The sequence below is a fragment of the Campylobacter concisus genome, assembly GCF_902460715.1.
GTDB lineage: Bacteria > Campylobacterota > Campylobacteria > Campylobacterales > Campylobacteraceae > Campylobacter_A > Campylobacter_A concisus_AK.
Window position 1 is genome coordinate 191326 of sequence record NZ_CABPUX010000003.1, and the last position, 21361, is coordinate 212686.

The following is a 21361-nucleotide window of genomic DNA, read 5'->3' on the forward strand; positions in this document are numbered from 1 at the left end:
ATTTAGTGCAATTTTTAAAAAGATAAATTTTAAGCAAAAAATATCTCGCTTTTTAGGCGAAGCAAACATAGATAGGCGCTTAGCACGCTTTGCTCTCTTACGTAGTTGCGCTCCCCTTTTAAAAGCAGCCTCTCAACCTCGATGTTGCCGTTTCTATCGCCAGCTGCGACATATACCGTGCCAACTGGCTTGCTAGCTGTGCCACCGCCCGGTCCTGCTATACCGCTAATTGCAAGCGCAAAGTCCGCATTTGTCGTGCTTAGCGTGCCTTTTACCATCGCTTTTACGCAAGGCTCGCTCACGGCTCCGTAAGTATCTAAAATTTCATCCTCAACGCCCAGCCACTCGTGTTTTATGTGATTTGCATAAGTCACCAAAGAGCCATCAAAGCTAGCTGAGATGCCGCCATATCTTGCAAATTTAGCCGCCGCAAGTCCAGCCGTGCAAGACTCAGCAAATGAAATTTTAAGCCCCTTTTGCATGAGTTTTTTTGCTATAAATTTGATCACATCTTTTTGCGGGATAAATTTTTGCGAAAATAGCGTTTTTACCCCTTGTAAAAAGCTCTCGATCTGGCCAAATTTATTACTTTTTGCCCTTACTAGTATCAAATTTGTCAGGATCTGTGCAAGAGTGATATCAACTTCATAAGTTTTAGCAAGTGGCAGCATAAGGATCTTCGCGCTATCTGCGTCGATGTCTATTAGATGAAAGTAGCTAAAATCAGGCTCATACTCGACTAAAAACTCGCCTAGCTCTTCATTTGGATTAGCTTTTATGAGATTTATCTGGGCGTTATTTAGGCTGGCTAAAAAGCTATTTTTAGAGTAGTCTAAGCTATCTTTAAGTGCAAGGGTCGTGCTATCTTTTAGCTCGAGTGAGCCCCCAGTTAGCGTCGCTACGATCTTTGCGGCGATGGCAAAATTTTCATCCGAGCCAAAAATGCTTACAAAGTCGTAATCTTTTGATAAATTTTCGATGATAAAAGGTAGCTCTTTGCTATTTTTTGGAGCAAAACTGACCACTCCAAGCTCGCCAAAATGATCATCGTAACTTTGAAAAATGTAGTTTAGAAATTCTCTATTTATCTCAAGATCTTCGCCTATTATCAAGATACTTTGTCTCATTTTTAAGCTCCTTTTTTTGCCTCATTATACTATTTTTCAGTGTGATTTAACCAGCACAGGTGTAAAATTAGCAAATTTTAAAATCAAGGTAAAAAATGGACTACAAAGAGACACTTTTACTCCCAGAGACAAATTTCCCGATGCGCGGAAATCTCCCACAAAATGAACCACAAAGACTAAAATCATGGTACGAAGAGCGCAAGGTTTATGAAAAAATGAAGAAAAATCGCCAAAATGCGGTTAAAAACTTCAACATCCACGACGGCCCTCCGTATGCAAACGGCCACCTCCACATCGGCCACGCGTTAAATAAAATTTTAAAAGATATCATCACAAAAACGCACTATTTTTACGGCGAAAACGTCCGCTACGTGCCAGGCTGGGACTGCCACGGCTTGCCGATCGAGCAGCAAGTCGAAGTAAAGCTTGGTGATAAGAAAAAAGAGCTTAGCAAGGTCGAGATCAGGGAGCTTTGTAGACAGCATGCGAGAGAATTTATAGACATTCAGCGAAATGAATTTAAAAGCCTTGGCATCATCGGCGACTTTGAAAATCCATACATGACGATGAAATTTGAGTTTGAGGCTGACATCTACAAAGCACTTTGCGAGATCGCTAAAAAGGGGCTTTTGGTTGAAAGAAGCAAGCCAGTTTATTGGAGCTGGGCAGCTAGATCGGCGCTAGCTGAAGCTGAGGTCGAGTACGAGGAGAAAGAGGACTACTCTATTTACGTAGCATTTGAGCTTGATAGCGACGCGCTAGAAAAGCTTGGCGTAAAAGAGGCAAGCGCTGTCATCTGGACGACCACGCCTTGGACACTTCCAACAAATCAAGCCATAAGCCTAAAACCAGATGAAATTTATGTGCTAACGGCTGAAAATTTGATATTCGCAAAGCCACTACTTGAAAGCGTTGTGCAAAGCGGCCTAAGCAAGGGCGAGATCAAAAAAGAGTTTAAATCAAGCCTGCTTGAAAACACTCACGCGGTAAATCCACTAAACGGCAGAAAGTCTAAATTTTTACTAGGCGATCACGTCATGATGGATGGGGGTACTGGACTTGTTCATACAGCTCCAGGTCACGGCGAAGACGACTACTACGTATGTTTGAAATATGGCTTTAGTGAAATTTTGATGCCAGTTGATGACGGTGGCTGCTACGATGAGAGTATAAAACATCACGGACTATTTAGAAGCGACGTGGTAGACGAGTTTGTCGGCATGCACATCTTTAAAGCAAATGAGAAAATTTTAGAGCTACTTGGCAAAAATTTACTTAGCGTCTCTAAATTTAGACACTCTTATCCATTTTGCTGGAGAACGCACAAGCCTGTCATTTATAGAGCCACAAAGCAGTGGTTTATAGCTATGGACGAGGCTAAACTAGGTGGAAAAACGCTTAGACAAACAGCGCTAAAAGAGCTTGAAAAGGTTAAATTTTACCCAAGTGTGGGCATAAAAAGAATAGGCTCTATGATAGAAAATCGCCCAGACTGGTGCATCTCTCGTCAGCGTGACTGGGGCGTGCCGATCGCGTTTTTCAGAGATAAAGCGACAAAAGAAGTTATATTTGATAGTGAAATTTTAGACCACATCGTGGCTATCTTTAAAGAAAAAGGCGCTGACGCGTGGTGGGCGCTAAGCATAGACGAGCTTTTACCAAAGGGCTCAAAATACAAGGCTGAAAATTTAGAAAAAGTGATGGACATCCTTGACGTTTGGTTTGATAGCGGCTCGACGTGGCATGCGGTCTTACAAAGCGACAACTACGACGCTGGCAAATACCCTGCAAGCATGTATCTTGAGGGCTCAGACCAGCACCGCGGCTGGTTTCAAAGCTCGCTTCTAGTAAGCACAGCCATAAATTCTCACGCACCTTACGAGAGCATACTAACTCACGGCTTTACTGTCGATGCCAAGGGCGAGAAGATGAGTAAGAGCAAGGGCAACGTCATCGCTCCACAAGATGTGGCCAAAACTCATGGCGTAGAAATTTTACGCCTTTGGGTTGGCATGAGTGATTACTCAAGTGACCTAAAAATAAGCGAAGATATATTAAAACAAATAAGCGAGCAATACCGCAAAATCCGCAACACGATCCGCTTTTTACTAGCAAACGTAAATGATCTTGAGAGCTTAAATACAGAGTTTAATATCCTTGATAAGTGGATACTAGCACGCGCTAAAAAGGTCTTTGACGAGGCGAGCGCTTGCTTTAGAAACTACGACTTTTCAAAGGGCTTTAACATCCTTTTAAATTTCCTATCAGCCGATCTTAGCGGCGTATATCTTGACGTTTGCAAAGATAGACTTTACTGCGACGCAAAAGACGCCCCAAGAAGAAGATCAGCTCAAAGTGCGATGGCGATCATCACAAAGGCACTTTTGCCACTCATCGCTCCAACGCTTACTTACACCGTTGATGAGGTGATGGACTACGCTCCAAAGATCATCAAAGGCGACGCAAAAGACGCGTTTGATCTAGTCTATGAGCCAATCAAATTTGACCTTAGCTTTGAAGATGAGCTGCTTTTTGCCAGCAGGGAGAAATTTAACGAGATCGTGGATGTTCTTAAAAAGGACAAAAAGATAAAATCAACCCTAGAGCTAAGCCTAGAGACCACAAACCATAACATCACAAGCTACGACGAGCGCGAAGTGGCCGATCTTTACATGGTAAGCTCAGTTAGAGCTTATGATGATAGCGAGCCATTAGCTGAGTTTGAGCTTGAGGGCGATAAATTTAAGATCATAGCAAGCAACCTTCACAAATGCCCAAGATGCTGGAAATTTAACGCTAGCAAAGAAGATGTGCTATGCCCAAGATGTGAAGAGGTCATAAGTGCTGAGTGAGCCAGTAAGCGCAACTATCATAATAGCAACGATCGCTGCGGTGGTCGTTGTTAGCTTGTTTGGCATATTTTTGGTTAATAAATTTAAAGGATAAAAATAGTGGTAACTTTAAAAGAAGCTTTGAAATTTTCAGCTGAAGAGATAAAAAATTTAAGAGCCGAGCTTGAGGCGAAGATCATAAAAGAAAAAGAGCTTGGCGCTTATGTCGAGCAGCTAGCAAATTTAGAGATCGCAAAACTAGGCGAGGGCGTGCCTATCGCTATAAAAGACAACATCCAAGTAAAAGGCTGGAGTGTCACGTGCGCTTCTAAAATTTTACAAGGCTATGTAGCGCCTTACAACGCAACCGTTATAGAGAAGCTACTTAGCAAAAATTTAGCTCCATTTGGCCGCACAAATATGGATGAATTTGCGATGGGAAGCACGACTGAGAGCTCATTTTATGGCAAAACACTAAACCCACTAAATCACGCTCACGTCCCAGGTGGCAGTAGCGGTGGCTCGGCAGCAGCAGTCGCAGCTGGTCTTGCAGTAGCAGCACTTGGTAGCGACACTGGTGGCTCGATCCGCCAGCCAGCGGCATTTTGCGGATGCGTAGGACTTAAGCCAACTTATGGCAGAGTGAGCAGATATGGCCTTGGTGCATACTCAAGCAGCCTTGATCAAATAGGACCTATCGCTCAAAACGTAGAAGACGCAGCCATTTTATATGACGCGATCGCTGGACACGATCCAAAAGATAGCACGAGCGCAGATGTGCCGTTTGTGAGCGTGAGCGACAAGATAGATGGCAACAAAAAGCTAAAGATTTGTGTCATCAAAAACTACGTAGAAAACGCAAGCGAGCAGACAAAAGCTGCTTTAAATTTAGCGATCGAGAAGCTAAAATCACACGGACACAGCGTAACTTACACAAATTTTGAAGACTCAAAATATGACGTTGCTGCCTACTACATCATAGCAACCGCAGAGGCAAGTGCAAATTTAAGCCGCTACGATGGCGTGAGATACGGCAGACGCGCGGATGCTAAAAATTTAAAAGAGCTATATGTAAATTCGCGATCTGAAGGCTTTGGCGAAGAGGTAAAAAGAAGAATTTTACTTGGTACATTTGTACTAAGTAGCGGATATTACGACGCTTACTACATCAAAGCGCAAAAAGCAAGAGCGCATATAAAAGCTCAGTACGAGAAAATTTTAGAAGAAAACGATCTTATTTTCATGCCAGTTGCTCCAAGCACAGCTTATAAATTTGGAGCACACAGCGATCCGCTTCAAGCCTATCTAAGCGACATTTACACGATCAGCGTAAATTTAGCAGGCCTACCAGCTATCTCTGTGCCAGTTGGCAAAGATGATCAAAATTTAAACGTGAGCGCCCAGCTCATCGCAAAAGCGTGGGACGAACAGACCTTGATAAATGGTGCTAAGAGCCTAGAAAATTTAATAAAAGGATAAAAATATGAAGATAGTAAAGAGAGCTTTAACATTTGAGGATGTGCTTCTTGTGCCGCAATACTCTGAAATTTTGCCAAAGCAAGTTGATGTAAAAACCAGGATCAGCAAAAATGTCACGCTAAATATCCCGATCGTCTCTGCTGCGATGGATACGGTGACTGAGCATAGAACTGCTATCATGATGGCAAGGCTCGGCGGTATCGGCGTCATCCACAAAAATATGGACGTCGAAAGCCAAGCAAAAGAGGTCAAACGCGTTAAAAAAAGCGAAAGTGGCGTCATTATCGATCCTATCTTTATAAATCCAGAAGCGACCGTGGCTGAAGCTCTAAGCCTTATGTCAGATCTTCATATTTCAGGCGTTCCAGTCATCGACAAAGACCGCAAACTAATAGGAATTTTAACAAACCGCGATTTGAGATTTGAGACAAATATGAGCACTTTGGTAAAAGACCGCATGACAAAAGCACCGCTTATCACTGCACCAAAGGGCTGCACGCTTGATGATGCGGAGAAAATTTTCTCTCAAAATAGGGTTGAGAAGCTACCTATCGTCGATAAAGACGGCAGACTTGACGGACTTATCACCATAAAAGATCTAAAAAAACGCAAAGAGTATCCAAATGCAAATAAAGACAGCTACGGCAGACTTCGCGTGGCTGCGGCTATTGGCGTAGGTCAGATAGACCGCGCTAAAGCGCTAGTTGATGCTGGCGTAGATGTCATCGTCATCGACTCAGCTCACGGCCACTCAAAGGGTATCATCGACACTTTAAAAGAGGTAAAAGCAAATTTTAAAGTTGATGTTGTAGCCGGTAATATCGCAAATCCAGCAGCCGTAAAAGACCTAGCAGAAGCAGGAGCGGACGGCATAAAAGTGGGCATCGGACCAGGTTCTATTTGTACCACAAGGATCGTTGCTGGCGTTGGCGTGCCTCAAATTTCAGCTATCGATGACTGCGCAAGCGAAGCAGCCAAATATGGCATCCCAGTTATCGCTGACGGTGGTTTAAAATACTCAGGTGACGTGGCAAAAGCCCTTGCAGCAGGTGCAGCTTGCGTTATGGCAGGTAGCTTGCTTGCAGGTTGTGAGGAGAGTCCAGGTGAGCTTATAACATTCCAAGGTCGCCAGTATAAAGTATATCGCGGTATGGGCTCAATAGGTGCTATGACAAAGGGCAGCTCTGACCGCTACTTCCAAGAGGGTACCGCTCAAGACAAGCTAGTGCCTGAAGGCATCGAAGGCCGTGTGCCATTTGCTGGCAGCATAAAAGATGTGATCCATCAGCTAATAGGCGGCCTAAGAAGCGCTATGGGTTATGTCGGCGCAAAAGATATCCCAACTCTTCAAGAAAGAGCTGAATTTGTCGAGATAACAAGCGCAGGACTAAAAGAGAGCCACGTCCACGACGTAGTTATCACTCACGAGGCACCAAACTACAAAGTTAATTAGTGTTAGACCTGCAAACTAGAACTATTAAATTTAACGAGCCACTCTATCTTGAGAGTGGCCGTATGCTATCAAATTTCAAGCTTATTTACGAGACTTACGGCACGCTAAATGCTGATAAAAGCAACGTTATCGTGATCTGCCACGCTCTAACTGGCTCGCACCACGCTGCTGGCACCTACGCAGGCGATGAGAAAGCTGGCTGGTGGGACGGGCTAATAGGCAGTAAAAAGGCGGTTGATACCGATAAATTTTACGTCATCTGCGTAAATATCCTAGGCTCGTGCTTTGGCTCTACCTCACCCTTAAGCGTGGATAGAAGTATCGGTAAAGAGTACAGGCTAAATTTCCCTGTCCTTGCCATAAGCGACGTGGTAAAGGCGCAGATGAGGCTATTTAGCGAGCTTGGCATCACAAGAGCAAGGGCTGTCATCGGCGGCAGTCTTGGCGGCATGCAGGCACTTTGCTACGCTATCGAGTTTCCAGAGTTTGCCAAAGATATAATAATGCTTGCAAGCACCTATCAGACGAAGCCCTGGGCGATAGCGTTTAATAAGATCGCCATCGAAGCCATTTTAAACGATGAAAATTTCAAAAACGGTGAATACGACGTGGAATTTATAAGAAAAAACGGGCTAAAAGGTATGGCTTACGGCAGGATGGCAGGGCACATCAGCTTTTTAAGCCCTGATAGCATGGATAAAAAATTTGGACGAAACTACGTAGAAACTGACGGCCTTTACGATCTTTTTGGGCATTTTCAGGTCGATCGCTATATGGAGTATAACGGCTACAACTTCCCAAAGAGGTTTGACCCGCTAAGCTACCTATATATCGTAAAGATGATGAATATCTTTGACTGCACAAGGCACTACGATAGCCTAAAAGATGCCCTTGCGCCGATCAAAGCAAATTTGCACCTAATCGCATTTAAGGGCGATCTACTCTTTCCGCCAAGCTGCATGAGAGAAATTTATGACGCACTTTGCGAGATGGGCAGAGGCGCAAAGACAAATTTTGTAGAGATAGATAGCAACTACGGCCACGACGCCTTTTTGGTCGAGATAGAAAAATTTGATGGATATATAAAAAATATATTAAAAGGATAGAAAATGGAGCAAAAAGAGCAAAGTTTTGAAGAAAAATTAGCCCTTGCTGATAAAATTTTAAACGATCTAAATAAAGATGATGTGAGCTTAGAAAACAGCATAAAGCTGCACGAGCAGGGCAAAAAGCTCTTAAACGAGGCAAGAGAAATTTTAGAAAACGCAAAACTTAGCATAAAGCAGGTGGATGATGAGTAAAATTTGCGCCCTTCAGCTTCCAACGCAGCCTTTAAGCGAGGCGAGGCTTGATTATTACCTTAAAATTTGCGCGGATGAAAACGCAAGGCTGGTTGTCCTTGGCGAATACGTGCTAAATAGCTTCTTTAAAGAGCTTGCCAGTATGCCAAAAAGCCTCATAAAAGAGCAGAGCGAGCGCAAAAAAGAGGCGCTCTTTGCGATGGCAAAAAAGTATGATCTAAACATCATCGCACCTATCATAAATTTAAAAGGCAAAGAAATTTTTAAGAGCCTAGCTAAATTTAGCCCTACGCAAGTAAAACTATACGATCAGCAGATCCTCATGCCTTATGTACACTGGAACGAGGCAAAATTTTTTAGCAACGCAAGCGAAGAGCTAAATTTACCTATCTTTACCTACGATAAATTTAAGGTTGGCGTCATGTTTGGCTTCGAGGCGCATTTTGACGTGTGCTGGGCATATATGAGCGCTAAAAAGGTCGATATCGTGCTTGTGCCAACGGCTTGCACGTTTTTTTCTCAGGCGCGCTGGGAGGAGCTTTTAAAGGTTAGAGCCTTTACAAACAACGTTTATGTGCTCCGCGTAAATCGCGTAGGGAGCCACAAGAGCGAGGACGAGCAGTGGAGTTTTTATGGTGATTCGATGCTCATTAGCCCATTTGGCGAGGTCAAAAACAGGCTTGGCAAAAATGAAGAGATGATGATCGATGAGCTTAGCAAAAAGGAGCTTAGCGAGGCTAGAAGCACCTGGGGCTTTATGCAGATAGAGGCTAAATTTAAAAGATGAAGCGCTGCGCCTGGGCTGAGAAGAGCGAGTTTAGCAGGAGCTATCACGACTATGAGTGGGGCAGAGCGGTAAAAGATGATAAGAAATTTTTTGAAATGCTCATTTTAGAGGGCTTTCAAGCAGGCCTTAGCTGGGACTATGTGCTACGAAAAAGAGCTGGGCTTGCTCAAATTTTAGACGGCTTTGACGCAAAAAAGATCGCTAGCTACGATGAAACAAAGCTTCAAAGTCTTTTAAGTGATGATAGAGCGATCAAAAACCGACTTAAAATTTACTCCCTGCCAAAAAATGCCAAGGCTTTTTTAGAGCTTTGTGCCGAGTTTGGCTCGTTTTATAACTACATCTATAAATTTACAAATGGTAAGCGCGTCATAAATGACATAAAAAGTGCCAAAGACATGCCAGCAAGTAGCGAGCTCTCTAAGCGCATCTCAAAAGATATGAAAAAGCGCGGCTTTAAATTTGTAGGCGCTGTGATCATCTACTCGTTTTTACAAGGCGTTGGCGTCATCGACGATCACGAAAATGAGTGCTTTTGCAAAGGAATTTCGGAGTGAAATTTGAAACGAAGTGAGATTGAAAAATATATAAAAGAGAAATTTGACATTTTAGGTGAGCAAATTTTCCCAAAATATCCAAAATTTAGTGTCTTTCGTCACAAGAAAAACAAGAAGTGGTTTGCGCTACTTATGCAGCTAAGTGCAAGCAAACTTGGCCTTGAAAGTGACGAGATGATAGAGGTTTTAAATCTAAAATGTAGCCCAGATCTAGCCATGGTGCTAGTTGATGAGCGGCAAATTTTTAAAGCATATCACATGAATAAAAAGCACTGGATAAGCGTAAATTTAAACTCCAAAATCTCACAAAAAACTGTTTTTGACCTGATAGATGAAAGCTTTGCCTTAAGCAAATAAAAGCCATTTTCAGCCTTAAATTTAGTAGTTTTTGTTAAAATCACGAAAAACTTAAGGATAAAATTTGCAAGAGCTAAACAACGAGATCAGAAAAGTCCATTTCATAGGCATTGGCGGCATCGGCATCTCAGCCATCGCTAGATTTTTACACGAAAAAGGCCACAAGATAAGCGGTAGCGACATCAAAGAGAGCAAGACGACACTAGAGCTAAAAGATGAAGGCATCGAGGTCATCACGCCACACTGTAAAGAGGCGATAAAAGACCAAGACTTCGTGGTCTATTCAGCTGCGATAAAAGAGGACAACATCGAGCTAGTGGAGGCCAGAAGAAAGGGCATAAAGTGCTTTTCAAGAAAAGAAATTTTGCCTTACGTGCTTGAAGATAAGTGCGTTTTCGCGGTAGCTGGCGCGCACGGCAAAAGTACGACTTCAGCGATGCTAGCAAGCCTCATTGAGGGCTCAGTCATCATCGGCGCCATTTCAAAGCAGTTTGGCTCAAATATGCGCTACGCCAAAAGCGACAACGTCGTATTTGAGGCTGATGAGAGCGATTCTAGCTTTCTAAACTCAAACCCATATCTAGCCATCGTCACAAACGCAGAGCCAGAGCACATGGAGCACTACGACTACGATCTAGCTAAATTTTACGCAGCCTACAAGGGCTTTTTGGAGCGCGCGAAGGTTAGAGTGATAAACGCTGAGGACGAGTTTTTAAGCACGCTTAAGCTTGATGCGATCAGGCTTTATCCAAGCACCGATATCACCGAGCTAACGATGGTTGTGAGAGACTATCAGCCATATACCAGCTTTAACCTTAAAAATTTAGGCAAATTTGAAGCCTTTGGCATGGGCGAGCACATCGCCATAGACGCATCTTTGGCCATTCTTGCTGCGATGCACGAGACGCCGCTTAAAGACATAAGAGAAAATTTACTAAATTTTAAAGGCATCAAAAAGCGTTTTGACATCCTTAGCGCAAACAAAAATTTCGTCCTAATAGACGACTACGCACACCATCCAACAGAGATAAAAGCGACACTAAAATCAGTCTTTGAATACGCCAAAATTTTAGGTATAAAAAGCGTCACAGCGATATTTCAGCCACACCGCTACACAAGACTTAGCACAAATTTACCTGGCTTTAAAGAGTGCTTTAAGGGCGTTGATGAGCTTGTCATCTTGCCAGTTTATGCAGCTGGAGAAAATCCGATCGAAGTTGATATGAAGAGCGAATTTAGCGAGTATAACCCGATCTTTACAGACAAGGTCGAGAGGGTTGAAGAGGGGATAGAATTTACAGATGAATTTGGCGTGAAAAACCGCCTAAGCGACGGCATAGTAGTTGGCTTTGGAGCGGGCGATATCAGCGTGCAACTAAGAGGCGGATATTAATGGATCTAAGTAGTTTCAAGCCCCAAGATGAAAATGAAATTTTAAAAGAGATAAAAGAAAAAGAGCTAAGCGAGGATGAAATTTCTAGCCTTATAAATTTAGGCAAAAAAGATATCTTGATCGCGCTTGCAAGGTCACAAAAGCTAAATAGCACCCAGATAAAAGATATGCTGCCAAATGCCCCATATCTAGCCGTTTGCTTGCTGGTTGAAAAGCAAGATATCAGCGAGGTGAGGGCTGAAATTTTAGAAAAGATCAAGCCTCATGCTGAGCTTTACAAGGAGCTCATCGCAAAGTATAAAGGCGTAAAATGGTAAGAAATTTGATAATAATCGCCGGCGTGATGCTGCTTTTTGGAGCGATCTGGGCGATAAAAGATGAAAAGATCAGCAAAAGCATAAAAGCGCTCGTTAGCGCGGTGCTTGTAGCGATCCTTGTTTGTGTCTATTTTTACGAGGAGAATTTATCCAAAAACGAGGACGCCATCTCGAAGCTAGTGACAGACTTTAAGCAGGGTAAAACACTAAAATGTGGCGAATACAACGTGAGCGCTGAGAAATTTAACTACGAATTTGGCACGGCGTCATTTTTGCCAAAACGAGAATTTAGTGATCTTTCAGGTCTCATCGTGCCTATAACGAGCTGCGAGCAATGAACGATATATTTGCAAAGCTCGATCTGGGCGAGTATCTGGATAAATTTAACTCCTTTTTAGCAAGGCAAAAACCGCTATTTTTACAAGGCGACAGCAAAATCCACTTTGAAAACATCAGCGAGCTTTCAAAGTATGATTTTAAGGCACCTGACGAGATAAAAGAACTTGATGATGCGCTTATGAGACTTAGTAAGCAAGCGGTGCTTCACATCAGCGAAATTTACGAGTTTGCAAAGATCATTAAGTATTTTTCATATCTAAAAAAGCAAAAATTTGAAGGCAGGCTTGGTGAGTGGATCGCAAAGGTTGAAATCCCTGAAGCGATGAGCCAGATGGCAAACAGTTTTGATGAAAACGGCGAGTTTAGCGACAGCGTGGATGAGAGATTTGCTGCGATAAAGCAGGCTTTTAGCGAGAAAAAGCGCCAGATAGACGCCGAGCTTAAAAAGCTCATCTACTCAAAGCACATCACGCCCTATCTAGTCGATACCCAGACGCACTACATCAACTCACAAGAGGCACTTTTGGTGCGTGGCGGCTTTAACCACGCCCTAAAAGGCACTGTGATCGCTAGAAGCTCAGGCGGCTACTTCTACGTCGCACCTGCAAGCACCGAGCGCCTAAAAAAGGAGCAAAGCGAGCTGCTTGATAGAAAAGAGGAGATCATTTACGAGCACTGCAAGAAATTTAGCCTGCAGATGAACAAGAGCCTACTCTTTTTGAAATTTATAAATAACGCTTTTGATCAGTTTGATGCGTATCAGGCTCGTGTAAATTTGGCTAGATCGCGTGATTATGAGTTTGTTTTGCCAAATAGCTCACACGTTATAAAGCTTGAGAAATTTGCCCATCCAGCGCTAAAAAACCCAAAGAGTGTGAGCGTGGATTTTAGCAAAAAAGTGCTTTTAATAACCGGCGTAAATGCTGGCGGTAAGTCGATGCTTTTAAAATCTATCATCTCAGCCACGCTGCTTGCAAAGTATCTGCTGCCTATGCGTATCGACGCAAACCGCTCAACGATCGGCTCTTTTAAAGAATTTGACGCGATCATAGAAGATCCGCAAAGTGTGAAAAACGACATCTCGACCTTTGCTGGCAGGATGGTGCATTTTGCAAGGCTTTTTACTAAAAAATCGATCATCATAGGTATCGACGAGATCGAGCTTGGCACCGACTTTGAAGAGGCTGCGAGCTTGTATGGCGTCATGATAGAGCGCCTCATCACTCAAGATATCAAAATGATCATCACGACCCACCACAAGCGCCTTGCGATGTTGCTAGCTAAAAATCCAGAGGTTGAGCTGGTGGCGGCACTTTACGATGAGGCGGCTCAAAGGCCTAAATTTGAGTTTTTAAAGGGCACGATCGGCAAGTCTTACGCCTTTGAAACGGCGGCAAGATACGGCATATCTCAAAATTTAGTGGCTCAGGCTAAGAAAATTTATGGTGAAGATAAAGAGAATTTAAACGAGATCATCACAAAGACGCTAAATTTACAAACCAAGCTTGATGAAGGCATAAAAGAGGTCACGGCAAAAGAGGAGCGGCTAGAGCGCTTGCTTGAGGAGCAAAAAGAGCTAAAAGAGAAAAATGAGATCAAGCTAAATGCGACTATTTCGCGCCTAGAAAAAGAGTATTATGAAGCGATAAATGCGGCAAAAGCTGTTATAAATTTCAAAGAGATAAAAGACAAGCAAAGGGCGCTAAACGTGGCAAATGAGAAAAAAGCTGCCATCGTTAAGCCTAAAAAAACTGAGCGAGAGAGCCTAAAAATAGGCGATAGAGTGAAGTATGAAAATATCAAAGGCACGGTTTTAAGTATCTCAAAAAATGATGCGATGATCGAGTCAAATGGCATAAATTTGCGCGTGCCACTCGAACTTTTAAGAAAAAATGGCAATGAAGTGGCGCCGCCTAAAAAAAGCAGCGTTAGCCTAAATGTCGATAAGCCAAAAACGGCCTCGCTCTCGCTTGATCTGCACGGTATGAGAGCTGACGAGGCGATAGCAAAGCTTGATAAATTTATCTCAGATAGTCTTGTTATGGGATTTGATGAGGTTAGCGTATTTCACGGCATCGGCACTGGCAAGCTCGCCTTTGCTGTTAAAAATTTCTTAAAAGAGCATCCAAGCGTGAAAGAGTTTTTTGACGCACCGGCAAATCAAGGCGGATACGGTGCAAAGATCGTTAAGCTTTGAGCTAAATTTTTAATTAAAAAATGAAAGAAAATTTTTATTTAGCTTGGATATAATCCAGTAGAAAAATTTAAATTTAAGAAAGGAAGTTTAAACTTTATGCCAGGTGACGAATCGCAAAAAAAGCACTTTAGTATGGTTAAAACCGTCACTTTGGTCGTGGTTTTGCTTTTTGCATTTTTCTTAACTGAAAATTTAATCGTCTATTCGTATAAATACAACAACGCACTTTCTACAAACAACTTTGGCCTCAAAAAAAAGACCGAGTATCTAACATCTCAATATGTAAATTACTTTAAAAATATAAGTAAATTTAGTGTCTTAGATTTTCAAAATTATATAACCGATAACGCTTTTGGCGAAGTCTTTTTGCTAAAAGAAAATGGTAAAAATGGCTTTAAGATAGAGGCATCGTCAGACAAAAACCTCGTTGGTAAAGACTACGAAGACAAGAGCTGTGGCGACATCTACTCGCATGATTTTCAAAAGAATTATTTTTGGGCTGAAATTTTGCCAGAAAATAGCGCCAAAGTATGTATGTTTGTCGCCGTGAACGACTAAATTTTAGGCTATAAAGCGCATATAGATCAAAGGATAACTGGCACTAGCGACCAATTTTATTTTCAGTGGCTGATGAAAAATATGACTCTTACTTTGATCTTAAGCTCGATTGGTCTATTTTTAGGGCTTGCGGTCTGTCTTTGGTTTGTATTTAAGTATCTAAACATCAAATTTGACTATCTAAAAGTAAAAGAAGAGAGCACTACTAAGATCGCCCAGCTACAAGAGAAGCTATATATCGATCCGATGACTGGGCTTTTTAACAAGGCAGCGCTCATAAAAGATGTGAGCGAGTATAAATATCCAAAAGTGATACTTATGGATATCGATGATTTTGGCAAGATGAACGACTACTACGGCAAATACGTGTGTGACCAGATACTAAAACAGATGGCAAATCTCATCAAAGAATTTGCCAAAAATGAGAATATGAAGGCTTATTGTATCGAGGCGGACAGATTTGCTTTGGTTGAAGATAATAACGACTTTATCGACAGATACGAAGAGCTTGCTGAAAATTTACTAGATATCTTTAAAGGCAGGATGCTTAGCATAAAAGATGAAAATGGCGTAGAGGTCGATGATATAGAAATTCACAACACCATAGGCTTTGCGCTTGATAGCGACCAGACCTTAAGAAAGGCAACCATCGCGCTAAAATCAGCTAAGACGCTTGATAAAGACTATGTTTGCTACTTTAAAGGACTAAGTCAAAAAGATGAATACGCAAATCAGATCGAGCGCTCAAAACTGATCCAAAACGCTACGATAAATGATAACATCGTGCCGTATTTTCAGCCGATATTTGACGAGAAAAAGATCCCTATAAAATATGAATGCTTGATAAGAATTTTAGACCGCGACGACGTCATCTCGCCAAGTGTATTTTTAGATATCTCAAAGCGTATCAAGCGTTACGCAGACCTTGAAAAACAGCTCATCAAGAAGTGTTTTGACCACTTGATAGAGGATCCAAATTTGGTTCTTTCTATAAATTTAAGCAGCCGAGATATGATAGATGGCGACGTCTCTGCGCTGGTTTTAAATTTGCTAAACAAGCACAATGTTGCTGGTAGGATAGTGTTTGAGATAGTTGAAGACGAGGAGCTAAAGAGTGCTGAGCGCGTCTCAGTCTTTATCGAGCGAGCAAAGAGCATGGGCGCTATGATAGCGATCGATGACTTTGGCTCTGGCTACTCAAATTTCTCTTATATCATAAAGATCAAGCCAGACTATGTGAAGATAGATGGCTCTATCATCAAAGACATCGATATCAATAAAGACTCATACGCCATCGCTAGCGCGATCGTGGCATTTGCAAAGGATCTTGGCATAAAAACGATCGCAGAGTATGTTCATTCTAAAGAAATCTTTAACGTCTGTAAGGAGATAGGCATCGACGAATTCCAGGGATTTTACTTGGGACTTCCTTCTAAAAAGGCGTTTTAGTGGTAGTTAGCTTTTTAAAAGAGCTTTTAAAATTTCGCTCTATCACGCCAGATGATGCAGGCAGCTTGGAGTTTATCGCTAAATTTTTGCCTGATTTTGAGGCTAAATTTATAGAAAAAAATGGCACAAAAAATCTCATACTTTCTAAAATTTATGGAGATGGCGAGCATCTAGCCTTTGCAGGGCATGTCGATGTCGTGCCACCAGGCGATGGCTGGGATAGCGAGCCATTTACCACGCTAGAAAAAGATGGCTACATCTACGCAAGGGGTGCGCAGGATATGAAAAGCGGCGTGGCTGCCTTTGTTTGTGCTGCTAAAGATGCAAAATTTGATGGCAAACTAAGCCTCATCTTAACAAGTGACGAAGAGGGCGATGGCACTTATGGCACACCTTTGGCACTTGAGTATCTGCGTGAGATAGGGGATCTGCCCAAATTTTGCGTCGTGGCTGAGCCAACTTGTGATAAGAAATTTGGCGATAGTATAAAGGTCGGCAGACGTGGTTCGATAAATGGCAAGATCGTGATAAAGGGCGTTCAAGGACACGTAGCATACCCAGAAAAATGCGTAAATCCAGTAAATTTAATAGCTCCACTTTTAAGTAAGATAGCTGACCATGATATGGACGGGGGGAGCGAGTTTTTTAGCCCAAGCAAGATCGTGGTTACGGACATTCGTGGCGGCATGCAGGTTTGCAACGTCACGCCAAGCGAGCTTAGCATAATGTTTAACGTTAGAAACTCAAATTTAACCGATGTAAATGACGTCGAGAGCTATCTTAGAAGCGTTTTAGATGGGCTTAGTTACGAGCTTAGTATAAAGCAAAGCTCAAAGAGATTTTTAACGAACAAAGATAGCAAGATCGTAAGAAATTTAATGGCCTCTGTCACAAAGATCACCGGTGTTACGCCACTTTTAAATACAAAGGGTGGCACGAGCGATGCTAGGCATTTTGCTGAATTTGGCGTAGATGCGATAGAATTTGGCGTCATAAACGACCGCATACACGCTAAAAACGAACGTGTCAGCATCAGCGAAGTAAATAAACTTTATGAAGTTTTTAAAGACCTGATAGAAAATTTTCATTAATCTCATTTGTTATCAAATAGTTAAATTTAGTCGCCACTACTAGCGTTTTTTAGAATAAATTTTCAAAAAACGGCTACGTTTTGCCATAGAGCGAAACCACTGCAAAGGCGATAGGATTTTTGCCACCGATCATCGCTTTTTTACTTTTGACAGCACTTATATTTGGTCTAAAACTTGGTGAAAATGGCGCATTTATGCAAAGAAGTAAATTTTGCTCAGTGGTAGCTATCAGTAAAATTTTTGAGCGTGACTTCTCTATGTTTTATGGCATAGTCTCTATCGTCCTTTTTGCAAGCATCACAAATTTAGTGCTAAATCAATACAAATTTGGCTTTGAAGCTCAGTTTTTTGTTTTAGGCATGGGCGCAGGTGCTGCGATAAGTCATAACTTTGCGCTTGCAAGCTCAGGAGCTGGCATCCACCTTATGCCCCGTATGCCGTAGTGATAGGCTTTATCTACGCCATCTACGTTGGATTTTTCACTAAAAAAGTTTAACTGAATTTGACTGCTTTTGCAGGTTTTTGCTTATAAATTTTAAATTTAAATTTTAGAGAAATTTAGCCACCAAAGTGGCTAAATTTGAAGTTATCTTAGGATTTGAATTTTTGCTTTTGCGCGGAGTTTTTCGAAGTAATCACTCATTAATTTTTCTTGCTCGCCTTGGTAAAGCTCATTTATAACGTTATCTTTTACATCAGCAAAGCTTGGTGTGTATGAGCCGATCTTCTCTTTTACTAAAAACATATCAAAGCTATCAGGTCCTTGCAAAGGCTGTGTGTAGTCGCCGTTATTTGTGCTTGAAATGATCGCAGCAAGTCTTGGATCTATGCTTTGATAGTCCAAACTCACCTCTTGTGTTTGCACGCCGTCTAGTAGTTTTGGGCTTGTCTTTTGAGCTTCAAGTAGATCAGGGTCTTTTGCTCTATAAACTACGACTCTAGCGGTGCTAAAGACCTTAAATTTGTCAGGATTAGCGTCAAAATACGCCTTTGCTTTTTGCTCATTTATGTTTTTGCCAGCCTCAGCAGCTATGCTTTTATAGAGCTTTTCTTGAAGCATCTTGTGCTCTAAGTTGTTTTTGAAGTCCAAAAAGTCCATGCCTTGAGCTTGGATAGAGCTTCTAAACTGCGAATTTGTCATGCCATTTTGCTTTGCGATCGCCTCGATCCTGTCGTTTAGCTCAAAAGGTGTCACGCTTAAATTTAAGTTTTTTATCTGCGCATCTTCAAGCCTATCTCTGATAAGCAAATTTAAAGCGTCCTGCTCTGTTGTCTTTAGCTGTTCCTTCAAGCTATAAACCTCGTAAAGCGTGATAGGTTCGTTCTCCACGATAGCTGCGATGCCGTTTATCATCTGAGCTGAATATAAATTTAAGGCACTTAACACGCCAACAGCCAAAAAGAGCAATTTTTTCATAATGAAACCTTTATTTAAGTATTTAGTAAATATAATTTTGGGCAATTATAACATAAAAATAAGGCACAAAATGATAGTTACTAGATTTGCTCCGTCGCCTACTGGATACCTACACATAGGCGGACTTAGGACAGCTCTTTATAATTATTTATACGCAAGAGCTAACAATGGAAAATTTTTGCTCCGCATCGAAGACACTGACTTAAAACGAAACTCAGAAGAAGCCACACAAGCCATAAAAGAGGCATTTGCCTGGTGCAAGCTAGATCACGACGGCGAAGTGACCTATCAGTCAAAGAGATTTGACATTTATAAAGAGTATGTTAAAAAGCTGCTTGATGAGGGCAAAGCCTACAAATGCTACATGAGCAAAGAGGAGCTTGAGGAGCTTAGAGCCAGCCAAGAGGCTAGAAAAGAGCGCCCAAAATATGATAATAGATATAGAGACTTTAAAGGCACGCCTCCAGCTGGCATCGAGCCAGTTATCCGTATAAAAGCCCCACTTAGCGGCGAGATCGTCATACATGATGGTATAAAGGGCGAGGTTAAATTTAAGGTTGAAGATATCTTAGACGACTTCATCATCGCAAGAAGCGACGGCACGCCAACATACAACTTCACGGTTGTGATAGATGATGCTCTAATGGGCGTAACAGACGTCATTCGCGGCGATGATCACCTCTCAAATACCCCAAAACAGATCGTTCTTTACGAGGCGCTTGGCTTTAAAACACCTAAATTTTATCACGTCGCTATGATAAATGGTGAGGACGGCAAAAAGCTTAGCAAAAGGCACGGCGCGACTGACGTTATGGAGTATAAAAAGATGGGCTACTTGCCTGAAGCGCTCTTAAATTTTCTTGTTCGTCTTGGCTGGAGTCACGGCGATGATGAGATTTTTACTATCGAGGATATGCTTAAATACTTCAATCCAAACGACATCAACAAAAGCTCAAGCACCTACAACGCTCAAAAGCTTGACTGGCTAAATTCTCACTACATCAAGACCTTGCCTTACGAGAGACTAGCGCACGATATGCTCGAGTTTGGCGTGGATTTTAAGGCTTTGGTAAAGGGTGAGCTACTGCTAAATTCACTCCGTGAGAGGTCAAAAACCTTAATCGAAATGGCAAACAGCGCAAATGCGATCATCAACGCTCCAAAAAGCTACGATGAGAAAGCTTGGGCTAAATTTATAAATGAAAATAGCAAAGAAATTTTGGCGAAATTTGCTCAAATTTTAGACCGCGACCTTGACGCAAAGGGCTACGAGGAGCTAACTAATAAATTTTTAGAGCAAAATGGCTTAAAACTAAAAGACCTAGCTCAGGCCCTAAGGATAGCGCTAACTGGCTCAAGCGTGAGCCCAAGTATCTTTGAAGTGCTTGAAGTAGTAGGTAGCAACGAGATCAAAAACAGAATACAAAATTTATTAAAGGAAGAGAAATGACACATGTAACTAAAGAAGAGGCACTAAACTACCACATCGGCGGTAAGATCGAGATCAGGGTAAAGACACCTTGCGAGACTTCAAGAGACCTTTCAATGGCCTATACACCAGGCGTTGCTGAGCCTTGTAAAGAGATAGAGGCTGACAATGAACTAGCTTATAAATATACAAATAAAGCAAATTTAGTAGCTGTCATCACCGATGGCACGGCTGTTCTTGGACTTGGTGACATCGGCGCTATCGCTGGTAAGCCAGTTATGGAGGGCAAGGCGGTGCTATTTAAGAAATTTGCAAACGTTGATGCCTTTGACATCGAGCTAGATGAGCATGATCCTGATAAGATCGTTGAAATTTGCAAGGCTCTTGCTCCGACATTTGGCGGTATAAATTTAGAAGATATCCGCGCTCCAAAGTGCTTTGAGATAGAAAGAAAGCTTCAAGAAGCAGTCGATATCCCTGTAATGCACGATGATCAGCACGGCACAGCGATGATAACAAGTGCTGGCATTATAAATGCGATGGAAATTTCTGGCAAAGATATATCTAAGATAAAGATCGTAGTTAGTGGCGCAGGTGCGGCTGGCATAGCTTGCGCTAAGATGTATAAAGCACTTGGCGCAAAACACATCGTGATGATAGATAGCAAAGGCGTCATCCACTCAAAAAGAACAGACCTAACTCCAGAGAAGGTCGAATTTGCGCTTGAGACTGAGGATAGGACACTAGCTGATGCGATGAAAGGCGCTGATATGTTTTTAGGTCTTTCAAAGCCTGGCGTTGTGACAAAAGAGATGGTCGTGTCGATGAACAAAGAGCCTATCATCTTTGCTTTGGCAAACCCAGTGCCTGAAATTTTCCCAGAGGACGTCGTAGCTGTAAGAGATGATGTTATGATGGGCACAGGCAGAAGCGACTATCCTAACCAAGTAAATAACGTTTTGGGCTTTCCATTTATCTTTAGAGGCGCGCTTGATGTTAGGGCTAAAAAGATCACTGAAAATATGAAAATGGCTGCAGCTAGAGCGCTTGCACAGCTTGCAAAAGAGCCAGTGCCAGCTGAAGTTTTAAAAGCAAGTGGCGTTAGTGAGCTAAAATTTGGCAAAGAGTACATCATCCCAAAACCATTTGACAAGCGTGTGCTAACAGCGGTCGCTCCAGCGGTTGCAAAAGCTGCAGTTGAAGATGGCGTAGCGAGAGTAAAAGATTTTGATGTTGAGGCTTACAAAGCAAAACTTGCAAAAGATTTTTAATCAAATTT

19 protein-coding genes and 1 pseudogene are annotated in these 21361 nt (G+C 42.1%); 18 read left to right on the forward strand and 2 right to left on the reverse strand.

The genetic code is table 11. The annotated features are described in order from the left end of the window. Positions 1-29: 29 nt before the first annotated feature. On the reverse strand, positions 30-1127 hold the full coding sequence (locus F3G91_RS09705) for a CinA family protein (RefSeq protein ID WP_149701442.1): 1098 nt from the start codon (positions 1125-1127) through the stop codon (positions 30-32). A 95-nt stretch (positions 1128-1222) separates the two neighbouring features. Between F3G91_RS09705 and ileS the strand changes: the two genes are divergently transcribed. The 16 genes and pseudogenes from ileS to F3G91_RS09780 form a co-directional block, all read left to right on the forward strand. After that, positions 1223-3979 (forward strand): isoleucine--tRNA ligase, encoded by a 2757-nt coding sequence (gene ileS / locus F3G91_RS09710; protein ID WP_149701443.1) that lies wholly within the window; start codon positions 1223-1225, stop codon positions 3977-3979. A gap of 99 nt (positions 3980-4078) precedes the next feature. After that, the gene (gene gatA / locus F3G91_RS09715; RefSeq protein WP_009294930.1) at positions 4079-5437 is read left to right on the forward strand and encodes an Asp-tRNA(Asn)/Glu-tRNA(Gln) amidotransferase subunit GatA; all 1359 of its coding nucleotides are present in this window, start codon (positions 4079-4081) and stop codon (positions 5435-5437) included. Positions 5438-5441: 4 nt separating this feature from the next. Continuing rightward, complete coding sequence (gene guaB / locus F3G91_RS09720; protein ID WP_009294929.1) at positions 5442-6890, forward strand: IMP dehydrogenase; 1449 nt, start codon at positions 5442-5444, stop codon at positions 6888-6890. Then, positions 6890-7996: a homoserine O-acetyltransferase MetX gene (gene metX, locus F3G91_RS09725; protein WP_149701444.1), complete on the forward strand. Its 1107-nt coding sequence runs from the start codon at positions 6890-6892 to the stop codon at positions 7994-7996. Before guaB ends, metX begins: the two co-directional genes overlap by 1 nt. A gap of 3 nt (positions 7997-7999) precedes the next feature. Continuing rightward, positions 8000-8191 carry an exodeoxyribonuclease VII small subunit gene (gene xseB / locus F3G91_RS09730; protein ID WP_004317712.1) on the forward strand — a complete coding sequence of 64 codons (192 nt, stop codon included), beginning with the start codon at positions 8000-8002 and terminating at the stop codon, positions 8189-8191. Next, positions 8184-8978 (forward strand): carbon-nitrogen hydrolase family protein, encoded by a 795-nt coding sequence (locus tag F3G91_RS09735; protein ID WP_149701492.1) that lies wholly within the window; start codon positions 8184-8186, stop codon positions 8976-8978. Before xseB ends, F3G91_RS09735 begins: the two co-directional genes overlap by 8 nt. Then, positions 8975-9535: a DNA-3-methyladenine glycosylase I gene (locus tag F3G91_RS09740; RefSeq protein WP_149701445.1), complete on the forward strand. Its 561-nt coding sequence runs from the start codon at positions 8975-8977 to the stop codon at positions 9533-9535. The genes F3G91_RS09735 and F3G91_RS09740 overlap by 4 nt, the downstream gene beginning before the upstream one ends. Positions 9536-9538: 3 nt before the next feature. After that, positions 9539-9892 (forward strand): MmcQ/YjbR family DNA-binding protein, encoded by a 354-nt coding sequence (locus F3G91_RS09745; RefSeq protein WP_149701446.1) that lies wholly within the window; start codon positions 9539-9541, stop codon positions 9890-9892. An 85-nt stretch (positions 9893-9977) separates the two neighbouring features. Next, positions 9978-11285 (forward strand): UDP-N-acetylmuramate--L-alanine ligase, encoded by a 1308-nt coding sequence (gene murC / locus F3G91_RS09750; protein WP_103569703.1) that lies wholly within the window; start codon positions 9978-9980, stop codon positions 11283-11285. Next, a complete protein-coding gene (locus tag F3G91_RS09755; RefSeq protein ID WP_149701447.1) occupies positions 11285-11602 on the forward strand; it encodes a hypothetical protein in 318 nt (105 codons plus the stop codon). Before murC ends, F3G91_RS09755 begins: the two co-directional genes overlap by 1 nt. After that, positions 11596-11940 carry a hypothetical protein gene (locus F3G91_RS09760; protein WP_149701448.1) on the forward strand — a complete coding sequence of 115 codons (345 nt, stop codon included), beginning with the start codon at positions 11596-11598 and terminating at the stop codon, positions 11938-11940. Before F3G91_RS09755 ends, F3G91_RS09760 begins: the two co-directional genes overlap by 7 nt. Further along, positions 11937-14138 carry an endonuclease MutS2 gene (locus tag F3G91_RS09765; RefSeq protein WP_188116832.1) on the forward strand — a complete coding sequence of 734 codons (2202 nt, stop codon included), beginning with the start codon at positions 11937-11939 and terminating at the stop codon, positions 14136-14138. Before F3G91_RS09760 ends, F3G91_RS09765 begins: the two co-directional genes overlap by 4 nt. Positions 14139-14234: 96 nt before the next feature. Next, a complete protein-coding gene (locus F3G91_RS10535) occupies positions 14235-14696 on the forward strand; it encodes a hypothetical protein (RefSeq protein ID WP_223227871.1) in 462 nt (153 codons plus the stop codon). Between the two features lie 72 nt (positions 14697-14768). Then, the gene (locus tag F3G91_RS09770; protein ID WP_223227872.1) at positions 14769-16145 is read left to right on the forward strand and encodes an EAL domain-containing protein; all 1377 of its coding nucleotides are present in this window, start codon (positions 14769-14771) and stop codon (positions 16143-16145) included. Next, on the forward strand, positions 16145-17236 hold the full coding sequence (gene dapE, locus F3G91_RS09775) for a succinyl-diaminopimelate desuccinylase (protein WP_149701450.1): 1092 nt from the start codon (positions 16145-16147) through the stop codon (positions 17234-17236). Before F3G91_RS09770 ends, dapE begins: the two co-directional genes overlap by 1 nt. Positions 17237-17325: 89 nt before the next feature. Next, positions 17326-17732: pseudogene (locus tag F3G91_RS09780) on the forward strand (YedE family putative selenium transporter); the annotation flags it as partial. Between the two features lie 90 nt (positions 17733-17822). Here F3G91_RS09780 and F3G91_RS09785 read toward each other — a convergent pair. Then, on the reverse strand, positions 17823-18653 hold the full coding sequence (locus F3G91_RS09785) for a peptidylprolyl isomerase (RefSeq protein WP_149701451.1): 831 nt from the start codon (positions 18651-18653) through the stop codon (positions 17823-17825). A 70-nt stretch (positions 18654-18723) separates the two neighbouring features. Here F3G91_RS09785 and gltX point away from each other — a divergent pair, with 70 nt between their 5' ends. Together gltX and F3G91_RS09795 are read left to right on the forward strand one after the other, a co-directional pair. Further along, positions 18724-20103: a glutamate--tRNA ligase gene (gene gltX, locus F3G91_RS09790; protein ID WP_148803498.1), complete on the forward strand. Its 1380-nt coding sequence runs from the start codon at positions 18724-18726 to the stop codon at positions 20101-20103. Then, the gene (locus F3G91_RS09795; RefSeq protein WP_149701452.1) at positions 20100-21353 is read left to right on the forward strand and encodes a malic enzyme-like NAD(P)-binding protein; all 1254 of its coding nucleotides are present in this window, start codon (positions 20100-20102) and stop codon (positions 21351-21353) included. Before gltX ends, F3G91_RS09795 begins: the two co-directional genes overlap by 4 nt. Positions 21354-21361 lie beyond the last annotated feature (8 nt).

Coding starts and splice junctions, on each gene's coding strand:
- F3G91_RS09705 (WP_149701442.1), bottom strand. CDS start 1,127: ATGAGACAAAGTATCTTGATAATAGGCGAAGATCTTGAGATAAATAGA.
- ileS (WP_149701443.1), top strand. CDS start 1,223: ATGGACTACAAAGAGACACTTTTACTCCCAGAGACAAATTTCCCGATG.
- guaB (WP_009294929.1), top strand. CDS start 5,442: ATGAAGATAGTAAAGAGAGCTTTAACATTTGAGGATGTGCTTCTTGTG.
- xseB (WP_004317712.1), top strand. CDS start 8,000: ATGGAGCAAAAAGAGCAAAGTTTTGAAGAAAAATTAGCCCTTGCTGAT.
- F3G91_RS09735 (WP_149701492.1), top strand. CDS start 8,184: ATGAGTAAAATTTGCGCCCTTCAGCTTCCAACGCAGCCTTTAAGCGAG.
- F3G91_RS09740 (WP_149701445.1), top strand. CDS start 8,975: ATGAAGCGCTGCGCCTGGGCTGAGAAGAGCGAGTTTAGCAGGAGCTAT.
- F3G91_RS09755 (WP_149701447.1), top strand. CDS start 11,285: ATGGATCTAAGTAGTTTCAAGCCCCAAGATGAAAATGAAATTTTAAAA.
- F3G91_RS09760 (WP_149701448.1), top strand. CDS start 11,596: ATGGTAAGAAATTTGATAATAATCGCCGGCGTGATGCTGCTTTTTGGA.
- F3G91_RS09765 (WP_188116832.1), top strand. CDS start 11,937: ATGAACGATATATTTGCAAAGCTCGATCTGGGCGAGTATCTGGATAAA.
- F3G91_RS10535 (WP_223227871.1), top strand. CDS start 14,235: ATGCCAGGTGACGAATCGCAAAAAAAGCACTTTAGTATGGTTAAAACC.
- F3G91_RS09770 (WP_223227872.1), top strand. CDS start 14,769: ATGAAAAATATGACTCTTACTTTGATCTTAAGCTCGATTGGTCTATTT.
- F3G91_RS09785 (WP_149701451.1), bottom strand. CDS start 18,653: ATGAAAAAATTGCTCTTTTTGGCTGTTGGCGTGTTAAGTGCCTTAAAT.
- gltX (WP_148803498.1), top strand. CDS start 18,724: ATGATAGTTACTAGATTTGCTCCGTCGCCTACTGGATACCTACACATA.
- F3G91_RS09795 (WP_149701452.1), top strand. CDS start 20,100: ATGACACATGTAACTAAAGAAGAGGCACTAAACTACCACATCGGCGGT.